Origin of the sequence: Enterobacter oligotrophicus, assembly GCF_009176645.1 — a bacterium.
Classification (GTDB): domain Bacteria; phylum Pseudomonadota; class Gammaproteobacteria; order Enterobacterales; family Enterobacteriaceae; genus Enterobacter; species Enterobacter oligotrophicus.
Genome location: NZ_AP019007.1, coordinates 3,693,041 through 3,715,693, shown reverse-complemented (window position 1 = coordinate 3,715,693; position 22,653 = coordinate 3,693,041). Strand labels below are relative to the sequence as shown.

Annotated in this window: 19 protein-coding genes; 7 read left to right on the top strand and 12 right to left on the bottom strand. The window is 56.8% G+C overall.

Annotated features, from left to right (window positions below):
* Nucleotides 1-5 precede the first annotated feature (5 nt).
* Nucleotides 6-1,070: an efflux RND transporter periplasmic adaptor subunit gene (locus EoCCA6_RS17780; RefSeq protein WP_152083767.1), complete on the bottom strand. Its 1,065-nt coding sequence runs from the start codon at nucleotides 1,068-1,070 to the stop codon at nucleotides 6-8.
* Nucleotides 1,071-1,175: 105 nt separating this feature from the next.
* A complete protein-coding gene (locus EoCCA6_RS17775; RefSeq protein WP_167515549.1) occupies nucleotides 1,176-3,884 on the bottom strand; it encodes a cation-transporting P-type ATPase in 2,709 nt (902 codons plus the stop codon).
* A gap of 489 nt (nucleotides 3,885-4,373) precedes the next feature.
* On the opposite strand from EoCCA6_RS17775, the gene EoCCA6_RS17770 reads away from it, so the two are divergent.
* Nucleotides 4,374-4,622: a DUF1158 domain-containing protein gene (locus tag EoCCA6_RS17770; protein ID WP_152083766.1), complete on the top strand. Its 249-nt coding sequence runs from the start codon at nucleotides 4,374-4,376 to the stop codon at nucleotides 4,620-4,622.
* Here the strand turns inward: EoCCA6_RS17770 and EoCCA6_RS17765 are convergent.
* Nucleotides 4,608-6,176, bottom strand: coding sequence for an alpha/beta hydrolase-fold protein (locus tag EoCCA6_RS17765; protein ID WP_152083765.1), 1,569 nt, complete (start codon nucleotides 6,174-6,176; stop codon nucleotides 4,608-4,610). The genes EoCCA6_RS17770 and EoCCA6_RS17765 overlap by 15 nt on opposite strands.
* A gap of 123 nt (nucleotides 6,177-6,299) precedes the next feature.
* Between EoCCA6_RS17765 and EoCCA6_RS17760 the strand changes: the two genes are divergently transcribed.
* On the top strand, nucleotides 6,300-8,444 hold the full coding sequence (locus EoCCA6_RS17760) for a TonB-dependent siderophore receptor (RefSeq protein WP_152083764.1): 2,145 nt from the start codon (nucleotides 6,300-6,302) through the stop codon (nucleotides 8,442-8,444).
* A 98-nt stretch (nucleotides 8,445-8,542) separates the two neighbouring features.
* Here the strand turns inward: EoCCA6_RS17760 and EoCCA6_RS17755 are convergent, their stop codons facing one another.
* Together EoCCA6_RS17755 and EoCCA6_RS17750 are read right to left on the bottom strand one after the other, a co-directional pair.
* Nucleotides 8,543-8,884 (bottom strand): RamA family antibiotic efflux transcriptional regulator, encoded by a 342-nt coding sequence (locus EoCCA6_RS17755; RefSeq protein WP_119935465.1) that lies wholly within the window; start codon nucleotides 8,882-8,884, stop codon nucleotides 8,543-8,545.
* A 32-nt stretch (nucleotides 8,885-8,916) separates the two neighbouring features.
* On the bottom strand, nucleotides 8,917-10,020 hold the full coding sequence (locus EoCCA6_RS17750; RefSeq protein ID WP_152083763.1) for a RomA family MBL fold metallo-hydrolase: 1,104 nt from the start codon (nucleotides 10,018-10,020) through the stop codon (nucleotides 8,917-8,919).
* 190 nt (nucleotides 10,021-10,210) lie between these two features.
* Between EoCCA6_RS17750 and EoCCA6_RS17745 the strand changes: the two genes are divergently transcribed.
* The 3 genes from EoCCA6_RS17745 (at nucleotide 10,211) to nfsB (ending at nucleotide 11,933) form a co-directional block, all read left to right on the top strand.
* The gene (locus EoCCA6_RS17745) at nucleotides 10,211-10,801 is read left to right on the top strand and encodes a TetR/AcrR family transcriptional regulator (protein WP_152083762.1); all 591 of its coding nucleotides are present in this window, start codon (nucleotides 10,211-10,213) and stop codon (nucleotides 10,799-10,801) included.
* Nucleotides 10,791-11,159, top strand: coding sequence for an MmcQ/YjbR family DNA-binding protein (locus EoCCA6_RS17740; protein ID WP_152083761.1), 369 nt, complete (start codon nucleotides 10,791-10,793; stop codon nucleotides 11,157-11,159). The genes EoCCA6_RS17745 and EoCCA6_RS17740 overlap by 11 nt, the downstream gene beginning before the upstream one ends.
* A gap of 120 nt (nucleotides 11,160-11,279) precedes the next feature.
* Complete coding sequence (gene nfsB, locus EoCCA6_RS17735) at nucleotides 11,280-11,933, top strand: oxygen-insensitive NAD(P)H nitroreductase (RefSeq protein ID WP_152083760.1); 654 nt, start codon at nucleotides 11,280-11,282, stop codon at nucleotides 11,931-11,933.
* 27 nt (nucleotides 11,934-11,960) lie between these two features.
* Here nfsB and EoCCA6_RS17730 read toward each other — a convergent pair whose 3' ends face one another.
* Both EoCCA6_RS17730 and EoCCA6_RS17725 read right to left on the bottom strand, forming a co-directional pair.
* Nucleotides 11,961-12,563 (bottom strand): hypothetical protein, encoded by a 603-nt coding sequence (locus tag EoCCA6_RS17730; RefSeq protein ID WP_152083759.1) that lies wholly within the window; start codon nucleotides 12,561-12,563, stop codon nucleotides 11,961-11,963.
* Between the two features lie 151 nt (nucleotides 12,564-12,714).
* Entirely contained in the window at nucleotides 12,715-13,584 is an 870-nt protein-coding gene (locus EoCCA6_RS17725; protein WP_152083758.1) for a helix-turn-helix transcriptional regulator, read from the bottom strand.
* 107 nt (nucleotides 13,585-13,691) lie between these two features.
* Between EoCCA6_RS17725 and EoCCA6_RS17720 the strand changes: the two genes are divergently transcribed.
* Nucleotides 13,692-15,128 (top strand): MFS transporter, encoded by a 1,437-nt coding sequence (locus tag EoCCA6_RS17720; protein ID WP_152083757.1) that lies wholly within the window; start codon nucleotides 13,692-13,694, stop codon nucleotides 15,126-15,128.
* A 66-nt stretch (nucleotides 15,129-15,194) separates the two neighbouring features.
* The gene (locus tag EoCCA6_RS17715; protein ID WP_152083756.1) at nucleotides 15,195-16,439 is read left to right on the top strand and encodes a mechanosensitive ion channel family protein; all 1,245 of its coding nucleotides are present in this window, start codon (nucleotides 15,195-15,197) and stop codon (nucleotides 16,437-16,439) included.
* Here EoCCA6_RS17715 and EoCCA6_RS17710 read toward each other — a convergent pair whose 3' ends face one another.
* From EoCCA6_RS17710 to pheP, 5 genes are all read right to left on the bottom strand, one after another.
* Entirely contained in the window at nucleotides 16,440-17,411 is a 972-nt protein-coding gene (locus EoCCA6_RS17710) for a LacI family DNA-binding transcriptional regulator (protein ID WP_152083755.1), read from the bottom strand.
* 75 nt (nucleotides 17,412-17,486) lie between these two features.
* Nucleotides 17,487-18,629, bottom strand: coding sequence for a Gfo/Idh/MocA family protein (locus EoCCA6_RS17705; RefSeq protein WP_152083754.1), 1,143 nt, complete (start codon nucleotides 18,627-18,629; stop codon nucleotides 17,487-17,489).
* The gene (locus EoCCA6_RS17700; RefSeq protein ID WP_152083753.1) at nucleotides 18,622-19,647 is read right to left on the bottom strand and encodes a sugar phosphate isomerase/epimerase family protein; all 1,026 of its coding nucleotides are present in this window, start codon (nucleotides 19,645-19,647) and stop codon (nucleotides 18,622-18,624) included. The genes EoCCA6_RS17705 and EoCCA6_RS17700 overlap by 8 nt, the downstream gene beginning before the upstream one ends.
* 15 nt (nucleotides 19,648-19,662) lie before the next feature.
* Complete coding sequence (locus tag EoCCA6_RS17695) at nucleotides 19,663-20,898, bottom strand: MFS transporter (RefSeq protein WP_152083752.1); 1,236 nt, start codon at nucleotides 20,896-20,898, stop codon at nucleotides 19,663-19,665.
* 270 nt (nucleotides 20,899-21,168) lie between these two features.
* Nucleotides 21,169-22,554 carry a phenylalanine transporter gene (gene pheP, locus EoCCA6_RS17690; RefSeq protein WP_152083751.1) on the bottom strand — a complete coding sequence of 462 codons (1,386 nt, stop codon included), beginning with the start codon at nucleotides 22,552-22,554 and terminating at the stop codon, nucleotides 21,169-21,171.
* Between the last annotated feature and the right edge of the window lie 99 nt (nucleotides 22,555-22,653).

Below are 22,653 nucleotides of genomic sequence, written 5' to 3'. Positions count from 1 at the left end.
GCTCCTTAATTCAGTATCTGGACGGCAGCGCCTGGCTGCACGCGCTGCGCACCGTCAGTAATTGCTCGCTCACCGGGCTTCACGCCGGAGGCAATCTGGAACTGCTGGCCTATTTGCCCCGCAAGCTGAAGCGGGCGTTTTTCGGCTTTTCCGGCGGCGTTAACCACCCAGGTGAAGAACCCGTCGCCGTTCTGCTGGATCGCCGCGGCGGGAAGGGTCAGCACCGGCTGCTCGCTTGCCGGGCGCAACGTCACATTCACATTACCGCCGGGCAGCAGCTGATGGCGCGGGTTGGCGAACTCGGCGCGCAGCATCACGCTGGCGGTGCGCGGGTCGATGCGGTTGTCCACCGATGTTAGCTCGCCGCTGACGCGCTGGCCGTTGCTGTCGATCAGCGCCTGCCACGCCTCTTTCATCGCGCTGATATCCGCATGCTGTCCGGCTTTGGTGGCAAACGCGCCCTCTTCCAGCGCAAAGGCGATGCGGATGGGATCAAGCTGCACGACCTCCACCAGCACGCCGCTGGCAGGATTGACCAGGCTGCCCACGTGGAAGCTGCTGTGCCCCACGCGGCCGTCAATCGGCGAGGTGATGCGGGTATAAGCCAGAGTGACGTTGCGGGTGTCGAGCCGGGCTTTGGCCTGCTCCAGCGCAGCACTGGCAACGTCGCGCTGCATGCGAGCATTGTCCACATCGTGGCGGCTAATGGCGTTGTTGCTGCCCAGGCTTTCAAAGCGGGAAAGCTGCTGCTGCGCCTGACGCAGTGTGGCTTCAGCGCTTTTAACTTCGGCCTGCGCAAGACGCAGGGCAGCGCGCGGCTCGGCATCGTCCAGCTCAAACAGCACATCGCCTTTTTTCACATACTGCCCGTCGCGGAAGTTGATGTGGGTGATAACCCCCTCCGTGCGGGCGCGCAGCTCAACGGTGTGAATGGCTTCGATGCGGCCCGGTATCTGGCGCTCGGCGGCATGGGCGGTCTGCTCCACGGTCGCGACGCGAACGGGAATGGCGGCGGCGAATGCGGGTGGCAAGGTGCAGACGAGGAGTGCGAACAGGAGCGGGAATTTCATAAACAAGTACCTCAGTGTTTCCCCTCACCCCGGCCCTCTCCCAAAAGGAGAGGGAGGTCAGCGTTCCCTCTCCCTGTGGGAGAGGGTTAGGGTGAGGGCAAAAAGTTATGCAGCCTTACGGAACCTGCGGGTCAGTCGCTTCTCGATTTCGACGACGAAGAACATCACGCCCGCAACCGCCAGAGTGACAAACCAGTAGCGCAGCGGCAGCGCTTCGGTGCCAAACAGCATCTGCATAAACGGCAGGTAGATAATCGCCGCCTGGAGCAGGAACAGCACGCCCGTTACCAGCCAGATCCCTTTGTTCGCCAGCAGACCACGGTTCAGGGAGAACCCGTCAGTATTACGGCAGTTGATCATGTACACCCACTGGGCACAGACCAGCATCTGCAGCAGCACGGTGCGGATGAACTCCGCGCTGTGGCCGCGCGGGGCGAGCCAGGCTTCCAGCGCAAAGGCGGCGATGGCAATCATGGTGCCGACGAAGGCCACGCGCCATACGGCATAGGCATCCATTACGTGCTGGCCGGTCTGACGCGGCGGGCGGCGCATGATGTTGCGCTCGGCGGCTTCAAAAGCCAGGCCGAAGGAGAGCGTGGCGGAGGTCGCCATGTTCATCCACAGAATCAGCACTGGCGTCAGCGGAATGATGTTCCCCGCCAGCAGCGCAATCACAATCAGCAGACCCTGCGCCAGGTTAGTCGGCATGATGAACAGAATCGTCTTCTTCAGGTTGTCGTAAACACGACGCCCCTCTTTCACCGCGCTGGCGATGGTGGCGAAGTTATCGTCCGTCAGAACCATATCCGCCGCCTCTTTGGTCACTTCCGTGCCTTTGATACCCATGGCGATGCCCACGTCAGCCTGGCGCAGCGCCGGAGCGTCATTCACACCGTCGCCGGTCATGCCGACGATTTCGCCTTTGTCCTGCAACGCTTTTACCAGGCGCAGCTTATGCTCCGGGCTGGTACGGGCGAAGATGTCATATTTCACCGCCGCTTCCGCGAGTTCGGCGTCGTCCATCTTCTCAAGCTGGTAGCCAGTCACCGCCTGCTCGCTGTTGGTGATCCCCAGCATCTGGCCGATGCTCATGGCCGTTTGCGGGTGATCGCCGGTGATCATCTTCACGCGGATACCGGCCTGCTGGCAGGCGTTAATTGCATCAATCGCTTCCGGACGGGGCGGGTCCATCATCCCGGCGATGCCGAGGAAGATCAGGCCGTGGCTCAGGTCGTCGTGAGTTAATGCCTGCTCACCGTTCGCTGGCTTGAACGCCGCAGCAACCATGCGCAGCCCCTGGCGCGCATAACGCTCCATCTCGGTTTCCCAGTACGCGCGGTTGAAGGTTTCTGCGCCGTTACGGGTCTGCTGCTGAGCACACAGGGCAAAAATCACGTCCGGCGCGCCGGTGATCAAAATCTGCTCCTCACCGCCAATCTGGTAGTGGGTGCTCATGTACTTGTACTGTGAGTCGAACGGGATCTTGTTAACCAGCGAGGTCATGACCGGCGTGAGCCTGGCTTTCGCTGCCAGCACCTTCAGCGCGCCCTCGGTTGGCCCACCGGTGATGCCCCACAGACCGCGCTCGTCCTGAATCAGCTGGCTGTCGTTACACAGATCGATAGTGCGCAGGTACTGCTCCAGCACGGTGCCCGGCTGGATCAGCACCGGCTCGTCGCTGCCTTCCAGGTAGATATTGCCCACTGGCTCGTAGCTGTTGCCGTCCACGCGATAGCACGTATCGGCGGTGATGATGGCTTTCACCGTCATCTCGTTCATGGTCAGGGTGCCGGTTTTATCCGAGCAGACCACGGTCATTGCGCCCAACGTTTCGACCGTCGGCAGCTTGCGGATAATGGCTCGCTTACGCGCCATCGCCTGCACGCCGAGGGAGAGAATAATGGAGATAATCGCGGGCAGACCTTCCGGTACAGACGCAACCGCCAGGCTAATCAGGGAGAGCAGCAGCTCACCCATTGGGATCTCGCGGAACACCAGGCTGAAGATAAACAGCGCAGCCATCATCGCCAGAATAATGGCGAAGATCGCTTTACCCAGTTTGTCCATCTGCACCAGCAACGGTGTACGGTGTTTTTCGATGCCCGCCATCATCTGGTTAATGTGGCCGAGTTCGGTCTCCTGCCCGGTGGCAATCACCACGCCGACACCACCGCCCGCGCTCACGGTTGTACCGGAGAACACCAGGTTGGTGCGGTCGCCCAGCGGTAATTCACCACTCAGCGGATTAATGTGTTTATCCACCACGGTGGATTCACCGGTGAGAATCGCCTCTTCCACGCGTAAATTATGCGCTTCAATTAACCGCATATCCGCCGGAATACGATCCCCCGCGCGCAGGACAATAATATCGCCCGGAACTATTTCAGTCGTTGGTATTGTTTCATGGCTGCCATTACGAATAACGCGCGCATCGCTGGAGAGCATATTGCGAATACTCTGCAGGGATTTTTCCGCGTTGCTTTCCTGAATGTGTCCAATTAATGCGTTAATGACCGCCACGCCCAGAATAACCAGGGTATCAACCCAGTGTCCCATTACCGCCGTTAATACGGCAGCCGCCAGCAGAACGTAAATCAGCACATCGTTAAAATGCGCCAGAAAACGCAGCCAGGCCGGTTTGCCTTTTTTCTCGGGTAACGCATTCGGGCCATGCTTTTGCAGGCGCGCCTGCGCTTCAGCGCGGTCCAGCCCATTCGGTTGGCTCTGCTTGTGAGCAAGCACTTGCTCTACGGTCTGCTGGTAGGCCAGCCCGTCTGCGGGTGGCATATTCTGAGAGTTAATCATTTTGGTCATTGTATTTTTCCTTCAATTTCCGGTGGTCGGAAGCCTGAATTCCTTTCTGGCTTTAATAAATTCATTTTTAAGGCTTGCGGGTTAATTTGATCTACCGCAATATAATGATTGCCGGGTTATTCAAAACTGCTTAAAACTAATTCAATGACCTGATTTTTACAAAATATGTCTAAACCAAAACTAAACGAGGAGGAAGCATGTTTGGCATTTATCGCGGACGGCGTCTGGCGTTATACATTATCGCTGCCATTGTTATTGCAACGTTAATTGGATATAGCACGTATACGTTTGTAAAATTATTTTCCTGAGGAGAACATATATTTACATAACGAGAGCGCAATTTAATCGTCACGGATAAATTATTCTTTTTCTGTTATTCAGAAGCAGAAATGAGGGGGATTTTTTATCAAAAATCGCATGCCGGGTTTATATTGCTTTACGTTACATTATGCCCGACAATCGCTTTTTTAACTGACGATTAACATTAAGATGAAACACCCGTTAGAATCGCTGCTCACTGCGGGGGGCATTTTATTGCTGGCCCTGATCTCCTGCCTCCTGTTACCCGCGCCGTCGCTCGGTCTGGTACTGGCGCAGAAACTGATGACGACCTTCCATATGGTCGATCTCAACCAGCTCTACACCATACTGTTCTGCCTGTGGTTTTTAGTGCTCGGCACAATCGAATTCTTCGTTCTGCGTTTCGTCTGGCGTCGCTGGTTTTCACTGGCGTCGTAAGCCGGTGAAATCACGCATGCCGTGGATCAGCGCCTCACACCAGGCGGCATAATCATGGCCGCTGGACCACGGGTGGAAACTGACGCGATAGCCTTTCTCCCGCAAGACCTGTTCGAAATCCTGCGTGGTGCGGTAGATGCCGCCACCCGCGCCCGTGGTTTCAAACTTTCCGGCCTGTAACCAGAAGCGCACCGGATACAGCGGCGACTGCTGATACTGGCGCGTCAGCCAGCCGGGCGCTTCACCTTTCGGTGCCCACCAGTACGAGCCTGAAAGACTCAGTACGTTGCCAAACAGACGCGGATAGCGCAGCGCGATCCAGGACGACGCAATCCCGCCATAGCTGGAACCCGCCAGCACCGTTTTTTGCCGCTGCATTGCAATCCCCTGCCGACGTAGCCACGGCAGCAGTTCATGCGCCATAAAGTCGGCAAAATCCGCATTGGGCGGCAGCTCTTTGCCGCGACGGGCATAATCGAGACTGTCGATAAACACCACGTTAACGGGCGGAAGATGATGGCGGGCAATCAGACCATCCAGCACATTGGCGAAGTGGTACTCATCCTGATAGATCTGCCCGTCGAACAGCATGAGCGTCCAGCGCGCAGGCTGCGCGCCGCGCGGTTTGTAAATCATCACTTCGCGGGAATTGCCGAGGATTCTGCTGGCAAACATCTGGCGGCTCAGCGTGCCGTGCACCAGCGGCTGTGACGTGGCCTGCACGGAACAGTAGCGTGTCGGGCTGAGATCGAGCAGCGAATAGCGGTTCCAGCGATCCGCTTTCTGTTCGCCAAAGGTGTTCGGGTTAAGCGGATCGGCCTGCGCACTCACCAGGATCGCGCGGCGTTGCTCACGCGGTGAACCGTCTATCAACGGTACATCCGGCGCAAGTTTGTACTGCATTACCGTATCGGCAGGCACCACGTAGCTGCGGAACCAGACATCGCTTTTCCCCAGTCGGAACAGCGGATCGTGGTCCCCCGCCGGCGAGCCGAGAATAAAGACGTTATCCCGCGCGCCGCGCCACAGGAAAGTAACACGTTTATGTCCTGCATCCACCGGCTCCACCATCGGCGTTCCCTGCCGAATCTGCGCCTGCCAGAACGCATCAGTGCTCCCACCGGCAGCAATCGTTTTTGCCAGCGCCTGCAGCGTCGGGCTTTCAGGCTCCAGCATTTGTACGCGTGGTAACGCGGAGGTCTCTTTCATTCTCCACTGAAAACGCCACGGCTTGCCCGCCTCTCCATGCAACACCAGCGAGGTGCTCTGCCGTACCGGGAGGGCAAAAAGGAGGGTGTGTTCACCGTCTGCGGGACCATTTTCAACCAGCGTGCGGATACGGCGGTTTTGCGCGTCCAGCAGGCGGGCATCGGTTACGCCATTGAGGGTGGCTGAGACATAGTTTTCAGTCAGCTCGGGCAGCACAAAGCAAACTTCGCCGCTGGCATCAAATTTTCCCTGTACATCTCCCTGGAGGGAAGAGTGTTCACACGTTGCTGCCACCGCAGGCAGCGTACCGATCCCTAACAGCAACCCACTCCATGCCCTTTTCATTAATGCCCGTTCCCCGCCTAAATTTGTAAACAACGCTAATGCAAATGGTAATAATTTGCAATATCATCTAGGCCGTTTTACCGGTGTTTTTATGGCGATAGCAACCAAGGACGTATAATAAAAATGTTTAAAAATAATAAGTTAATTCAACTCTGGCTTTTGAGTCTGGCTGCGGCCAGCGTGACGGCTCAGGCCGAAACCAAAGAAGAAACCATTACGGTGACGCAGGGTGTAAGTGAAGAACCCACCGCGCCCGTAAAGGGGATCGTGGCAACCAAAACCCTTTCCGCGACCAAGACCAGCGCAGAGATCGTGAAGACGCCGCAGTCGGTGTCGGTGATCACCCGCGATCAGATGAAGATGCAGGACGTGACGTCCGTATCGCAGGCGCTGCGTTACTCCGCTGGCGTTTTTACCGAGTACCGCGGATCGTCCAACCGTAACGATGAAGTGTTTGTGCGTGGCTTTAGCTACGTACCGAAATTCCTCGACGGTCTGAGCTTCGGCGCAACGGCCTCTTCCCAGACGGGCGCGATTGATCCGTGGCTGCTGGAACGGGTGGAGCTGGTACGTGGCCCGGCGTCCGTGCTGTTTGGTCAGGTCAATCCGGGCGGGCTTATCAGCATGACCAGCAAACGACCGACCACCGAATCCATCCACAACGTCCAGTTCCGCACCGGTAACAACGACCTGGCAGAAGGCGCGTTTGATTTCGGTGGTAAGCTCAGCGATGACGGGCGCGTGCTTTATCGCGTCAACGGTATCGCCCGCACCCAGCATAATCAGGTGGACGATTACAAAGAGACACGAATGGCGATTGCCCCGGCGATCACCTGGTATCCGAACGATCAGACCCGTTTTACGCTGCTGAGCAGTTATCAGAAAGATCCGGATGCGGGCTACCGTAACTTCCTCCCCGCGTATGGCACGTTGAAGAGCGCGAATGGCAAATACATTCCACGCGACTTTAACGTCAGCGATCCGGATTATGATCAGTCCTGGCGCGAGCAGACGATGATCGGTTACGAGCTGGAACACCAGTTTGCCGATAACCTCACCTTCCGCCAGAACGCGCGTTACGCCACCATTAAGCAAAAATACCGCTACCTGGTTTACGCTAACAGCGCCGCTGACAGCACAGTGCTGACCCGCCGCGCCCAGCACGAGGAGCGCACCACCAATGAGTTTGGCCTCGATAATCAGCTTGAGTATCTGGTGAATACGGGTAACGTCAGCCATACCCTGCTTGGCGGCATCGACTACAAGAGCAGCAAAGATAAACAGCTGCTGGAACGCGGAAGCGGCTCACAGTATGACCTCGACTGGACAAACCCGGTGTACGGCGTGAACGTCGATGAAAGCACCTTCAGCACCGCCACCGACGAACAGCAAAACCTCGACCAGATGGGCCTGTATCTGCAGGATCAGATAAGCTGGAATAACTGGGAATGGCTGGTTTCCGGGCGTTATGACTGGAGCGAAGTGCGCACTAACGACTTCACCGATAACAGCGTTACCCAGCAGAACGACAGCAAATTCACGTGGCGTACCGGGCTGCTGTATGCGTTCGACTTTGGCCTGTCGCCCTATATTAGCTACAGCACCTCGTTCGAACCGAATCTGCAGACCAACCGTGCGCCAGGCGTAGGGCCGTTTAAACCGACTACCGGAGAGCAGACGGAAATCGGGCTGAAGTATCAGCCGGTTGATACCACGCTGATGACCCTTGCCCTCTACGATTTAACCCAGGACAACGTCGCGACCTACAATAGCGCCGAAGGCTGGTTTGAAAACGCGGGCAAAGTGCGTTCGAAAGGCGTTGAGGCGGAGATCCACTCCACGCTGATGGACAATATCAACCTGATTGGCTCGTACACGTACACGGATGCAAAAACCCGGAGCACGACGGTGGCAGGGACAGAAGGCAAAACCCCCGCGCGTATCCCAACGCATATGGCATCGGCTTTCGCCAGCTACACCATTCCTGGCGGCGCGCTGAAGAGCCTGACCGCAGGCGTGGGAATGCGTTACATCGGCACCAGCTACGGCGATGCAAAGAACACGTTCAAGGTGCCGTCGGTGGATTTGTATGATGCGATGGTGAGCTACGATCTGGGCGAGATGAACAGCAGCCTGAAAGGGGCGAGCGTGCAGTTTAATGTCAATAACGTGGCGGATACGAAGTATGTCGCGTCGTGTGCAAGCGATACGGCGTGCTTCTACGGGATTGGCCGCACGGTAACGGCGACGGTGAATTATCGCTGGTAAGCCAACAAAAAAGCCGGGTGGCGGCTGCGCCTTACCCGGCCTACGTTCGCAATGTTTGTAAGCCCGGTAAGGCGTAGCCGCCACCGGGCGAAAACAACTCAGTGCGCCCGGCTGTGATTCTCTTTGCGATATGCCCCAGGCGGCTGGTTGAACGTTCGCGTAAAGATGCGCGTAAAGGTCTGCTGCGAGTCAAACCCGTAACGCAGGCAGATGTCATACACGCGTTCGTCCGATTCACGCAAATCGCGCGCCGCCAGCAGTAGCTTACGTTCGCGGATATAGCGTCCCAGACTTTCACCTTTATATTGCATAAACAGCCGCTGCAGGTGCCACTTCGAGTAGCCCGCATGGCGGGCAATCTCTTCAATGCGTAACGGCTGATGCAGGTTGTCGTCGATCCACTCGACAATGGTGTCGATGACTTGAGCGGAAATGGTCATGCTGCTCTCCCCTTCTGCTTCTCGGTTGATCATTATTCCCACCATGCGCGAAACTGTTGGGTGGTATCACTCACCCGGACGGGCTCGCCCAGTTCCGGCGTCAACAGGCGATAACGTTTGTCCTTGCTGGCTTTTGCCAGCTGGATCAGCGGATCGTTCCAGGTATGTTTCGCCAGCACAAAGCGCCCGTTATGCCCTGGCACCACCGCTCTGGCATTGAGATCTGCGGAGGCCTGCGCCGTTTCAGCTGGCAGCATGTGGATGTACTTCCAGTCCTGGTCGTACTGGCCGTTTTCCATAATGGCGAGATCCACCTCGCCAAACTGCTCACCGATGGCTCTGAAATGCGGGCCATAACCGGAGTCGCCACTGTAGTAAACCTTCTGCTCGGGCGTAACGAACATAAAGCTGCCCCACAGCGTCTGGTCGCGCTTGATGCCGCGCCCGGAAAAGTGACGTGCAGGAAGCACGTGAACCGTCAGCTCTTCGCTGATGCGCACGGACTGATTCCAGTCGCGCTCGTCGATAATCTCAGGATTCATACCCCAGTAACGCAGGTGTGAACCGACGCCCAGCGGGGTGACCACACGTTTCACCTTTGGCAGCAAAGCCCTGATGGTGGCGTAATCCAGATGGTCGTAGTGATCGTGAGAGATAATCAGCAGATCGATCTCCGGCATGCTTTCCGCATGCCACGGGTATTCCCCGGCGAACGCCTTGTTAAGGAACGAGAACGGCGCAGCGTAGTTGCCGAGCACCGGATCGATCAGGATACGTTTGCCTGCCAGCTGCATATACCAGGAGGAGTGGCCGAGCCACACCAGTGTGTCTTGCGCCAGCGGCAGGCTCGCCAGATCGGTGTTAACCAGCGGCAGCGGCTGCGCCGGACGGGCATTTTCGGTTTTGCGGGTCAGGAATTGCCACCACGCCACCAGCATATTTTGTTGCCCGGTAAAACCCGGCGTCGGCAGCGTATTGTGAAACTTGCCGTCCCGATACTGCGGAGAGGCTTCCACTTCCGTGAGCTGCGCACCCTGCGGTGGCTGGCCAAATCCGGCATTCAGGATAAAAGGTAAACTCGCAGCTGAAGCAATAATCATGACAAACACCACGCAGATGAATAGAGGCTTTTTCATTTCCTGACCCGGCTTCGCGCCCCTTCCGATGGTTTGCGCGGGTTGAACTTGATTATGAGTGAGTAAGCACTCATTATAGATACGATGAATATATCGTCAAGATGTTTTCGATCTTTGACATTCCGCGTTGCAGCGGTATGACACGCATGATTCAATGTGTTTTTTTACAATTAAGAGGAGGGGATTTTTAGTGGCACGTCCAAAGAGTGAAGATAAAAAACAGGCCTTACTGGAAGCGGCAACCGCGGCATTTGCTCAGTCTGGCATTGCGGCTTCAACGGCGTTGATTGCCCGTAATGCGGGTGTCGCTGAAGGCACACTGTTTCGCTACTTTGCTACCAAAGACGATCTGCTGAACGCCCTCTATCTGCATCTGAAGCAGGATCTTTGCCAGACTATGCTGGCGAACCTCGATCGCTCTATTACGCTTCCGAAAGAACATACCCGTAATATCTGGAATAGCTATGTGGACTGGGGCATTCGTAACCCAATCGCTCACGGCGCGATCCGCCAGCTCGGTGTGAGCGAGAAAATCTCGAAAGAGACCGAACAGGCGGTTCACGATATGTTCCCGGAGCTGAATGAACTGTGCCGCCGCTCGGTACGCCAGGTATTTATGTCCGACGAGTTTCGCACCTTTGGCGATGCGATTTTCTTATCGCTGGCCGAAACCACGATGGAATTTGCCACCCGCGATCCTTCCCGCGCCGTCGATTTTAAAGCGCTCGGCTTTGAAGCCATGTGGCGGGCGCTCGCCATAGAGGGTAAAGATGGAGAGTAAATCTTTACAGGAGCACGCCAGACGCGTGGCGCTGGAGCTGCCATTCACGGAACACTGCTGGCCGTTTGGCCCGGAGTTCGATGTCTTTAAAGTGGGTGGAAAGATTTTTATGATTATGGCCGCCGCTCACGGGCGGCCTCACGTCAGCCTGAAATCTGAGCCGGAAAAATCGCTGCTCAATCAACAGATTTATCGGGGCATTGAGCCTGGCTATCACCTCAATAAAAAACACTGGATTTCGCTCTACGGCACCGACGACATTACGCCGGAGCTGGTCACGGATCTTATCCATGAGTCGTGGGATCTGGTCGTCGATAAGCTGCCGAAAAAAGACCAGAAGTGGATACGCCCGGCCTGATTGTTCGTCTGTGCCGAACAGTGTAAGCGCTCGAATTGCACTTATCTTTTGCCGCTTCGCGCGGTAATCTGCTTTCCTTTCGCGCCCGTGTGCGGGCGAATTTCATCACCAGGAGTTGTTATGGATATCATTTCTGTCGCGCTGAAACGCCACTCTACCAAGGCGTTTGACGCAAGCAAAAAACTGACCGTGGAAGAAGCGGAAAAAATGAAAACCCTGCTACAGTACAGCCCGTCCAGCACCAATTCCCAGCCGTGGCACTTTATTGTTGCCAGCACCGAGGAAGGTAAAGCGCGTGTGGCGAAATCCGCAGCGGGTACCTACGTGTTCAACGAACGCAAAATGCTGGACGCTTCTCACGTGGTGGTGTTCTGCGCAAAAACCGCGATGGACGATGCGTGGCTGGATCGCGTGATTGACCAGGAAGAAGCCGATGGCCGCTTTGCGACGCCGGAAGCGAAAGCCGCCAACAACAAAGGCCGCCACTACTTCGCCGATATGCACCGTGTCGACCTGAAAGATGACGACCAGTGGATGGCAAAACAGGTTTACCTGAACGTCGGTAACTTCCTGCTGGGCGTGGCCGCGATGGGCCTGGACGCAGTGCCGATTGAAGGCTTCGACGCGGCTATCCTTGATGAAGAGTTTGGCCTGAAAGAGAAAGGCTTCACCAGCCTGGTGGTGGTGCCGGTTGGGCACCACAGCGTGGAAGATTTCAACGCCACGCTGCCGAAGTCTCGCCTGCCGCTGAGCACGGTTGTGACGGAGTGCTAATGAAAACGGGCCGCTGCATGCGGCCCGTTACGTTTTACTGATGACCAGCCTGCGATGCGGATGGACACCACGATCGCTACCCCAGGCAAAAGCAATCCAGCGTTCTTCAAGCTCAGCGTAAGAATTTACGGGCGTTAACGTCCACTCTTCTCCCACCGTACCGTCTGCCACGCGAATGCGATAGTTCATAGTAAACGCCCAGTCGATCATGAGCAGCCAGAATCGCTGTCCGTCTCCCGTTTGCTCGCCGTCCGAAACAACGATGTCATATTCACTTAGCAGCCACTGAAAAAAGAGTTGCGGTAACCCGCTTATCACGCGCTGATGTACGGCGCGCGGAGTACGCCACACCATCACCTGCGTGGCGGCCCCATGAGGATAGGTAATTTCGTTGTGAAACGTCAGCTTCACTGCATAAGCGGTGTAGGGCTTGCCGTCGTCGGTTGTCACGAGACGGTATTCATCGCCATAACGTGATTTTAAAAGTCGGTATCCGACAGGCAGCAGAAACCCCGGCAGATGGAAATCCTCCGTGCCTCGCGCCAGGAACGCTTCGGTGTGTTCGACGTTTCGGGAGATAAGGCCGAGTTTTTGGCTGAAGTCTGCGGAATCAATCATCAGTGGCGACATGGGTGGTTTCTCATCGCGTGAGTATAGACGACTTAACACTTCATCGAAATCATGACGATTTAGTCGGTTGGTTTAATTAAACCTCACCTTACGCCTGTCTCAGCCACTTAGCAGAAGAGGCTCTGATTCCCTGAAAGCGCCTCGCAAAAACTTATTTCCCCTGCTCCGCCAGCCATGCCATCGCCCTCTCTCCCGCCTCATCCACCGGTAAATAGACCAGCAACCGCGATCCGTTTCGCGGCGCAGAGTACCAGTACATCTGCTGCAAATTAAAATCACCCAGTTCAGGATGAGTAAACAGCTTGAGCTGGTTCTCCACCCCGCGAACGTCGTTGCGCTGGTGCCACAGGGCTTTGAACTCTTCAGACACCGCAAAGAAGCGGGCCAGCTTCGCTTCCCACTGCGGGTCGCCCCGGTGCTCCGCCATCGCCGCACGGAAGTAGGAGACAAAAATGGGCAGTACATCGTCGCGTTTGCCAAGGCGTGCGCGCCACGCCGGATGGGTGAGGAACAGGTAGATACAGTTACGGTCTTCCGGCGGAATTTCATTGAAATCGACGCCCATCAGATGGCCGAAGCTGTCGTTCCACGCCACGATGTCGAAATTGGGTTTCTGGATACTGGCAGGTTTCGGCATCAGGGTGTCGAGCAGGCGGCGCGTGCCTTCGCTGATCCCCTCGCAGCAGATTGCCTGTGGCGCTTCACCCGGTGGCAAACCCGCCAGAACGAACAAATGTCGGGTTTCCGTCGGCGTACACTGCAGCGCTTTCGCCACTGCAGCCATCACCGCGCTCGATGGATTGACGTCCCTGCCCTGCTCAAGCCAGGTGTACCAGGTGACGCCCACATCCGCCAGCAGGGCCACCTCTTCACGACGCAGCCCCGGTGTGCGACGGCGGCCGCTGCGCGGTAAGCCGAGGCGCTGCGGATCGAGGCTTTCACGACGGGCGCGTAAAAATGCCCCAAGCTGCTTTCGGGTGTCATCCTTGAGTGAGGTGACAGGTTCAGACATCAGCGCCATAAATCCCCCTGCATGGTAGTGTCAGTACCAGTATAAGCAAGAACTGGTACTCGTTTATCAGATGGTTGATGCTACGTCTCTAAGCTGTTTGACGCAATGGAGTTACCATGAATACGTCAGTTGTTTCACCGGGTCGTGCAGGCCTGATATTGCTGTTAACCGGCCAGATGCTGCCGCTGATTGATACCTCAATTACCAACGTGGCGCTGGATTCCATCACCCATTCTTTACATGCCACCGCCACCGAGCTGGAACTGATTGTCGCGCTCTACGGCGTGGCCTTCGCCGTCTGCCTGGCGCTCGGCAGCAAGCTGGGGGATAACCTCGGCCGCCGTCGTCTGTTTATGTGGGGCGTGGCGAGCTTTGGTCTGGCCTCGCTGCTGTGCGGTATGGCGGGTAATATTGAACAGTTGCTTGCCGCGCGTATCGTCCAGGGCGCAGGGGCGGCGCTGATCATGCCGCAAATTCTTGCCACACTGCATGTGACGCTAAAAGGCACCGCCCATGCGAAAGCGATTAGCCTGTTTGGCGGCATTGGCGGCATCGCGTTTATCGTGGGGCAGATGGGCGGCGGCTGGCTGGTGTCGGCGGATATCGCCGGGCTGGGCTGGCGTAACGCCTTCTTTATCAACGTGCCTGTCTGCATGGTGGTGCTCGCGCTGAGCCGCCGCTACGTGCCGGAAACCCGCCGCGATGCCCGGTCACGCATCGACTGGACCGGCACCGGACTGCTGGCGATTATCCTCTGCTGCCTGCTGTTCCCGATGGCGCTTGGCCCGCAGTGGCACTGGTCATGGCCGCTGAAGGCTATGCTTCTCGCCATTATTCCGCTGGCCTATTTGATGGTGCTGAATGCGCGTAAAAAAGAGCGCGAGGACGCTCACCCGCTGATCCCCCCGCGCCTGCTGCAGCTTCACAGCATCCGTTTTGGCGTACTGATTGCGATGCTCTTTTTCAGCGTCTGGTCCGGGTTTATGTTCTGTATGGCGCTCACCATGCAGACCGGTCTGGGGATGGCACCGTGGCAGTCGGGGAACAGTTTTATTGCGCTTGGCGTAACGTACTTTATTTCTGCGTGGTTTGCCCCGCGCCTGATTGCCCGCTATAGCACCAGCACCATTCTGCTCACGGGCCTGGCGATCCAGATTATGGGTCTGCTGGCGCTGATCGCCACCTTCCGCCTCTGGGGGATGACGAATACCGCGCTGACGCTGGCTCCGGCAACCGGGCTGATCGGTTACGGGCAGGCGCTGATTGTAAACAGTTTCTACCGCATCGGGATGCGCGATATCCAGCCAGACGATGCCGGTGCCGCGAGCGCAATTTTGAGCACGCTTCAGCAGGCGGCACTCGGTCTTGGTCCGGCTATTTTCGGGGCGATTTTGCTGCATGCGCTGCAGAATCATCACGGAGATTATACTCAGGCGATAACGGTTTTCCTGGCGGTTGAAACGGGGATGATGATCGTGCTGGCGCTGGCGACGCTGCGTATGCGCCATCGTCTCTGTTTACCGGTGGTAAAGACCTGTCACGCGTCCAGATAACCCCTCCGAATTTGCATAATAGATCCGCAGCCGCCATTATGGGGCTGCATCAATACAGGAGACGTTATGCAGGAATTAATTGCTCAGGTTGAAGAGTTAGGCATTGAAATTAATCACACCACCTCTTTAGTGATTATCTTTGGTATTATTTTTCTTACCGCCGTTATTGTTCATTTTATTCTGCACAAAGTGGTATTGCGGGCTTTTGAGAAGCGTGCGCAGGCCAGCAGCCATTTGTGGCTGCAAATCATTACTCAGAATAAATTATTTCACCGTCTGGCCTTTACCCTGCAGGGGATAATCGTCAACGTTCAGGCGGTATTGTGGCTGCAAAGAGGCAGCGAAGCAGCAGAAATACTTACCACCTGCGCAAAGCTGTGGGTAATGGTGTATGCCCTGCTCTCCTTCTTCTCGCTGCTGGACGTCATTTTTAATCTGTCACAGAAAATGGCCACTGCGTCACAGCTGCCGCTAAAAGGGATATTTCAGGGCATCAAGCTGGTGAGCGCGATCCTGGTGGGGATTTTGATTATCTCCCTGCTGATCGGTCAGTCCCCGGCGATTCTGATCAGCGGTCTGGGTGCGATGGCTGCCGTTCTGATGTTGGTCTTTAAAGACCCGATACTCGGGCTTGTGGCGGGTATTCAGCTCTCCGCTAACGATATGCTGAAGCTCGGCGACTGGCTGGAGATGCCGAAATACGGCGCGAACGGCACGGTGACGGACATCGGCCTGACCACCGTTAAAGTGCGCAATTTCGATAACACCATCACCACCATTCCAACCTGGGCGCTGGTGTCCGACGCCTTTATCAACTGGAGCGGCATGTCGGCCTCCGGCGGGCGACGCATTAAGCGCAGCCTGAATATCGATACCACCAGCATTCATTTCCTTGACGAGCAGGAACAGCAGAAGCTGATTCAGGCGAAACTGCTTAAGCCTTATCTGGCCGCGCGTCATGAGGAAATTACGCTGTGGAATCAGGAAAACGGCGAAGGGGAATCGGTATTAAACCTGCGCAAGATGACCAATATCGGCACCTTCCGCGCCTATCTGAATGAATACCTGCGAAGTCATCCGCGTATTCGTAACGATATGACGTTAATGGTGCGTCAGCTCGCGCCGGATGCCAACGGTCTGCCGATTGAAATATATGCTTTCACCAACACGGTGATCTGGGCAGAATATGAAGAGATTCAGGCCGATATCTTTGACCATATTTTCGCGGTAGTGGATGAATTTGGGCTGCGCATTCACCAGACACCCACCGGGAACGATATTCGCTCGCTGGCTGGCGTACTGGCGAAATAATCAGGCACTGGCGCGGGAAATAAAGCGCCAGTCCATCATCACCCTTTCCGTGGGCGCATCCGGGTTGTCGATTTTATTCAGTAAAAGTTCGACCGCCTTGCGCCCGATATCACGCGATGGCTGCTCAATAGTGGTGAGCGAAATCATCTCCGCCAGTTCCGTACCGTCAAAACCGACAACCGCAATATCCTCCGGCACGCGTAATCCCGCCTGCTGAATGGCACGCAATGCGCCTGCCGCCAGCGTATCGGAAACGGCAAATACCGCATCAGGTGGGTTCTCTTCCAGTAATTTTTGCATCGCTGCCATGCCTGCACTGGAGCTGAGATCGCTGGCGTATTCCACGGCCTGATACGCCAGATCCCGCAGGTGGATCACGCTTTTATAGCCACGTTCGCGCAGGCGGGCATATTTGTAGCTGAGGTCGTGGTTAATCAGCGCGATGCGTGTGCGCCCGCCGTCGGCAAGCTGACTGACAACGTGCTGTGAAGCGTCCACATCGTTAATGCCCACACAGGAGACGATACCGGCATCGGCGTATTCGGCGCACTGCACCCACGGCGCGGAACCAATCAGCGCCGCAAGTTCCGGCAGCTTCGAGAAGGCATCCATGGTGATAATCCCGTCGACGATTTTACCCGACAGCAGACTTAAGCCCGATCGGGAACGTTCGATATCCGAGCCAGAATTACACAGCAGGATGCGGTAACCATTCTTCTCGGCCTCGGCTTCAATCCCTTTTACCACTTCGGCGCAGAACGGGTTGGCGATGTTCGATACCATCACCAGGATCATATAGCTGCGGGCGGTACGTAGCTGGCGGGCCAGCAAATTGGGCTGGTAGTTACTCTCTTTGATCGCCTGCAGGACGCGCTCGCGGTTTTTCGCTTTTACGGTATCGCTGTTATTAAGCACGCGGGAAACCGTTGCCACGGACACGCCGGCAAGCTGAGCGATTTTCTGAATTGACATAGCGACGACACATCCTGCGGTTAGCGTTTTATGCAGGCTATCATAAATTTGTTGCCCGGCGAACCGGGCAAACCGTCAACGCTCCACGCGTACCCAGCGCTGCTGCTGGTGACTTTTCACTATGGCATCAATGATATACATGACGTTCGCCCCCTCGTGGAAGGTGGCAAACTGCGGCTGTTCCGGCATTTTCCCGGCCTGCACGGCGCGGTAAAACTGCGCCATCATATTTTTAAAGGCGTCAGGCCAGCCTTCGATATGCCCACCGGGGAAATGAGCGCTGTCGGCCACGTCAGGGTTCATCAGGCCAGGATCGTCGCTCAGAGTCTGATTCGCCTGCGCGCGATGGCCGATCCACAACCGTTGCGGCACCTCCTGATCCCACGCCACCGACCGCTCGCTGCCGTTGATTTCAAACGTGAGACGGTTTTTGCGTCCGGCGCTCACCTGCGAGACGCTAAAGCTGCCTTTGCTGCCGTCGTCAAAGCGGAACAACACCGAGCCGACGTCTTCAGTCGTCACCGGCTTGTCTTCATAGTGAGCGTGTTCGTCATGCGTGAACGTCTGATTGCCCGCCACGCTAGCCTTGCGCGTCGGCCAAACGATGGAGAGATCGGCCATCACCTCGGTAATACGCCGCCCGGTGACAAACTGCATCGTGTCGCACCAGTGGGAACCGATATCCGCCACCGCGCGGGACGCCCCGCCGAGCGCGGCATCCACCCGCCAGTTGTAGTCGGTTTCCAGCAACATCCAGTCCTGCAGGTAGCTGCCGTGCGAGGCAAACAGCCGCCCGACGCTGCCCGCGCGCACCATACTCGCCGCCTGGCGCACCATTGCAAACTGACGATAGACAAAGCTGACGCCGTGCACCACGCCCGCCTGCTCCGCCAGCGCCACCAGCTCGCGCGCCTCGTCCGGCGTCATACACAGCGGCTTTTCGGAAAACACATGCTTACCTGCGCGCAAAACCTGGCGGTTAATTTCCGCATGCAGGTGGTTCGGCGTGCAGTTGTGCACCACGTGCAGTTCCGGATGCGCGAGCAGTTCTTCCACGCTGCCATAGGCATGCGGCACGTTAAGCTGGCGTGCTTTTTCCTGCGCCTGAGCAAACGTGCCGTCGCACAGCGCCACCACCTGGACAAATCCAAGGCGGCGCAGCGCCTCAATATGCGCCGGGCCGATAAACCCGCTGCCGATAATGCCGACGTTAATCATGGCTACCCCCTGCCGCGAAATCATCAAACGCGCGCCCGGAGACGGGAATGATGTGGCGGCGGATAAACTCACTGCCTTCCCGTGCCCCGGTATCACCGTCTTTCAGGCAGCACTCCCACTCCAGCACCGCCCAGCCGTCGTAGTCGTACTGGGTCAGCTTGCTGAAAATGCCTTTAAAGTCGATCAGCCCGTCGCCCAGTGAGCGAAAGCGTCCGGCGCGGTTGATCCACGGCTGGTAGCCGCCATACACGCCGCTGCGTCCGTTGGGGCGGAACTCGGCATCCTTCACGTGGAAGGCTTTAATTCGCGCATGGTAGATATCAATAAATGTCAGGTAATCCATCTGTTGCAGCAGCATGTGGCTCGGGTCGTAGAGAATGTTGCAGCGCGGGTGGTTATCGACCAGCGCCAGAAAACGCTCGAAGGCCACGCCGTCGTGCAGATCTTCTCCCGGATGCAGCTCAAAGCAGACGTCCACGCCCTGCTCGTCAAAGGTATCCAGAATCGGCCGCCAGCGGTTTGCCAGTTCCTGAAATGCGTCCTGAAAACGCTGCTCGTTGTGCGGCGGCCACGGGTAGAAAAACGGCCAGGCCAGCGAGCCGGAGAAGGTGGCGTGCGCTTTCAGGCCTAATCTGGCCGAGGCGACTGCCGCCTGCTTCACTTTCTCCGTCGCCCATGCCTGCCGCGCCGTATCGTTACCACGCACAGCGGCAGGCGCGAAGTGGTCAAACGCCTCGCTGTAGACGGGGTTCACCGCCACAAGCTGCCCTTCCAGATGGGTCGACAGTTCGCTAATGACCAACCCGTGCGCTGCCAGCTTGCCCGTGATTTCATCGCAGTAGGCCTGACTCTTCGCCGCTTTCTCCACATCAAAAATATGCGGATGGTTACAGGGGATCTGCACCGCTTTGTAACCCTTAGCAGCCGCCCAGCCCGCCAGCCCGTCGAGGGTGTTGAACGGCGCTTCCCCACCGATAAACTGCGACAGAAAAATACCCGGTCCCTTAATCGTTCTCATACCACCTCCTGAACATTACGCCTTGTCATCGTCATACTTAAACGTGAGAAGGAAAATCAGTGCAATCGCCGCTGCAGCCACCGCCGGTATCCACCAGAATGTCACCCACGCCTGCGGCACAGTTTGCCCCGCCACCAGGCGGTTATAGAGCGCACCGGAAATCTGTGAGCCGAGCAGCATGCCGATGCCATAGGTGAACATCACGATCATGCTCTGGGCCTGACCTTTCACCTTTTCACCCGCCACGCGGTCGGTGTAGATAAAGCCGACCACAAAGAAGAAATCGTAGCAGACGCCGTGCAGCAGAATGCCCAGGTACAGCAAGATGCGCCCTTCCTCGCTGACGCCCAGCGCAAACATGGCGTAACGCACGAACCACGCCAGCATGCCGATCAGCAGCATATATTTCACCCCCAGACGGCGGAACAGCAGCGGAATGACCAGCATGAAGAAGATCTCGGACATCTGCCCGAAGGACATGGCGGTACTGACATCCGCAATCCCGGCATCCGCCAGATAAGAAGCGGTGTAGGCGTAGTACGTGCCGAGCGGAACGGAGATCAGCATCGCGCAGACGGAGAAGACGAAGAAATGGCGTGTTTTAAGCAGCGCGAAGGCGTCCGCACAGAAGAGATCGCGCACCTTAACGGGCAAGCCTTTCGCCGGCGCGGGCGTGTGCGGCAGAGTCAGGCTGTAGAGCGCCAGCAGCACGGAGCTGGCCGCTGCCACCTGGAAGATGGTAACGCTTGAGGCCACGCCGGTGACGCCGATGAAAATACCCGCCACGATCCAGCCGATGGTGCCAAAAACGCGCACCACCGGGAAGGTTTTATCCACGTTTGCCAGGCTGTGAAACGCGATGTTGTTGGTCAGCGCCAGCGTCGGCATGTAGCAGAGCGTGTAGCCAAACAGCAGGCCAATCAGCAACGCGCCGTTTTCAGCAATTAGCGCCCCCGGCACGAACCACAGAATTGCCGCGCCCGCCAGGTGCATCACCGCCATCACCTTCTGCGAGGCAAAGAAGCGATCTACCAGCATACCAAGCACAAACGGCGACAGAATGGAGGCGATCGGCCCGGCGGAGAACGCATCGCCAATCAGTAAAGACATGTTGTGCCGGGTCATCACCAGGCCGAGCGTGACCGACCAGCTACCCCAGATAAAAAACTGCAGAAACATCATCAGCGACAGACGCGGAACCAGCAGCCGGTGCTGCACTATCGCCTTTCCACTACTTTCAGTTGACACCATGATAAGCCTCACCCGGAAAAAGTAATCGATTACAAATCAGTTCAGATAAAAAAGTAATCGATTACAAAATAAAGATCCTGTGGATCGAAACAGAATTGGGAGGGGGGTCACGATAAAGATGTTGGGGAAGTTGCGAGATGCGTGGTAGGCCCGGTAAGTGCAGCGCCACCGGGCGTGAAGGTGGGTGCGGTCTGGTGCCCTCACCCCGACCCTCTCCCACAGGGAGAGGGTGCAAACACTAAAAACGGCAACCAGGTTGCCGTTTTGCTTTTACCTTCGAGAGAGCTTAAACGCGATAAACAGGAATACCACCCACACAGGCAGCAGCATCGCTGAAAGGCGCATCTCATCCATGGTACACATCAGCACCAGAATCAGCCCCAGGAAAGCGATACAGAGGTAGTTGCCCGCCGGATAAAGCAGCGCCTTAAACTGTGTCTCACGTCCCTTGCGACGCATCGCGGCGCGAAAGCGCAGATGCGCCAGACAGATCATGATCCAGTTCAGCAGCAGCGTGGCGACAACCAGCGCCATCAGCAGGCCAAAGGCCTCTTTCGGCAACAGATAGTTGATCAAGACCACCAGCGACGTAATAGCGCCAGAGAGAAACAGCGAATTGACCGGCACGCCGCGGCGGCTGACGCGGGTGAGGAACTTCGGCGCGTTGCCCTGTACGGAGAGGCCAAACAGCATACGGCTGTTGGAGTAAACCCCACTGTTATAGACCGACAGCGATGCTACCAGGATGACGAAGTTCAGCGCCGAAGCCACCACGTTGCTGTCCAGATCGTGGAAAATCATCACAAACGGGCTGCTGTCGGATTTCACTTCCACCCACGGATAGAGCGCCAGCAGTACCACCAGCGAACCGATATAAAACAGCAGGATACGGTACACCACCTGATTGACCGCTTTCGGGATGCTTTTATGCGGATCGCGCGCTTCAGCCGCAGTGATCCCAATCAGTTCCAGCCCGCCGAAGGAGAACATAATCACCGCCAGTGAGAGGATCAGCCCCTTCCAGCCGGTTGCCAGGAAACCGCCGTGCTGCCAGAGGTTGTCGATGGTGGCGCGCTCGCCGCCGTGACCGGAGAACAGCAGCCACAGGCCAAAGCCAATCATCCCGATGATCGCCAGTACCTTAATGAGCGCGAACCAGAACTCGGTTTCGCCATACAGACGCACGTTCACCAGGTTAACGGCGTTAATAATGATGAAGAAGGCCGCGGCCCAGATCCACGTCGGAACATCCGGGAGCCAATACTGCATATAGATGCCTGCGGCAGTCAGCTCCGCCATCCCCACCAGCACGAACATCACCCAGTAGTTCCAGCCGGAAAGGAAGCCGGCGAACGGGCCCCAGTATTTATACGCAAAGTGTGCAAACGAGCCTGAAACCGGCTCTTCGACAACCATCTCGCCGAGCTGGCGCATGATCAGGAAGGCGATAATCCCGGCGATGCCATAACCCAGCAGGACCGCCGGACCGGCCATCTGAATGGCGGGACCGATGCCGAGAAACAACCCAGTACCGATAGCGCCGCCGAGGGCAATTAACTGAATATGTCGATTTTGCAAACCACGTTGCAGCGTCGGATTCTGATCCGACGAGGCTTCAGCACGACCGTTGCCTGAAGCGGATGACGCGTCTTTCACGTCCTACCCCTGTCTCTTTTTTAGAAGGGGCACGTTTTAACACTTCATGCTGGTGGTAGCAAGGGATTGGGGCATCCATGCCCCGGATAACGAGGGTGG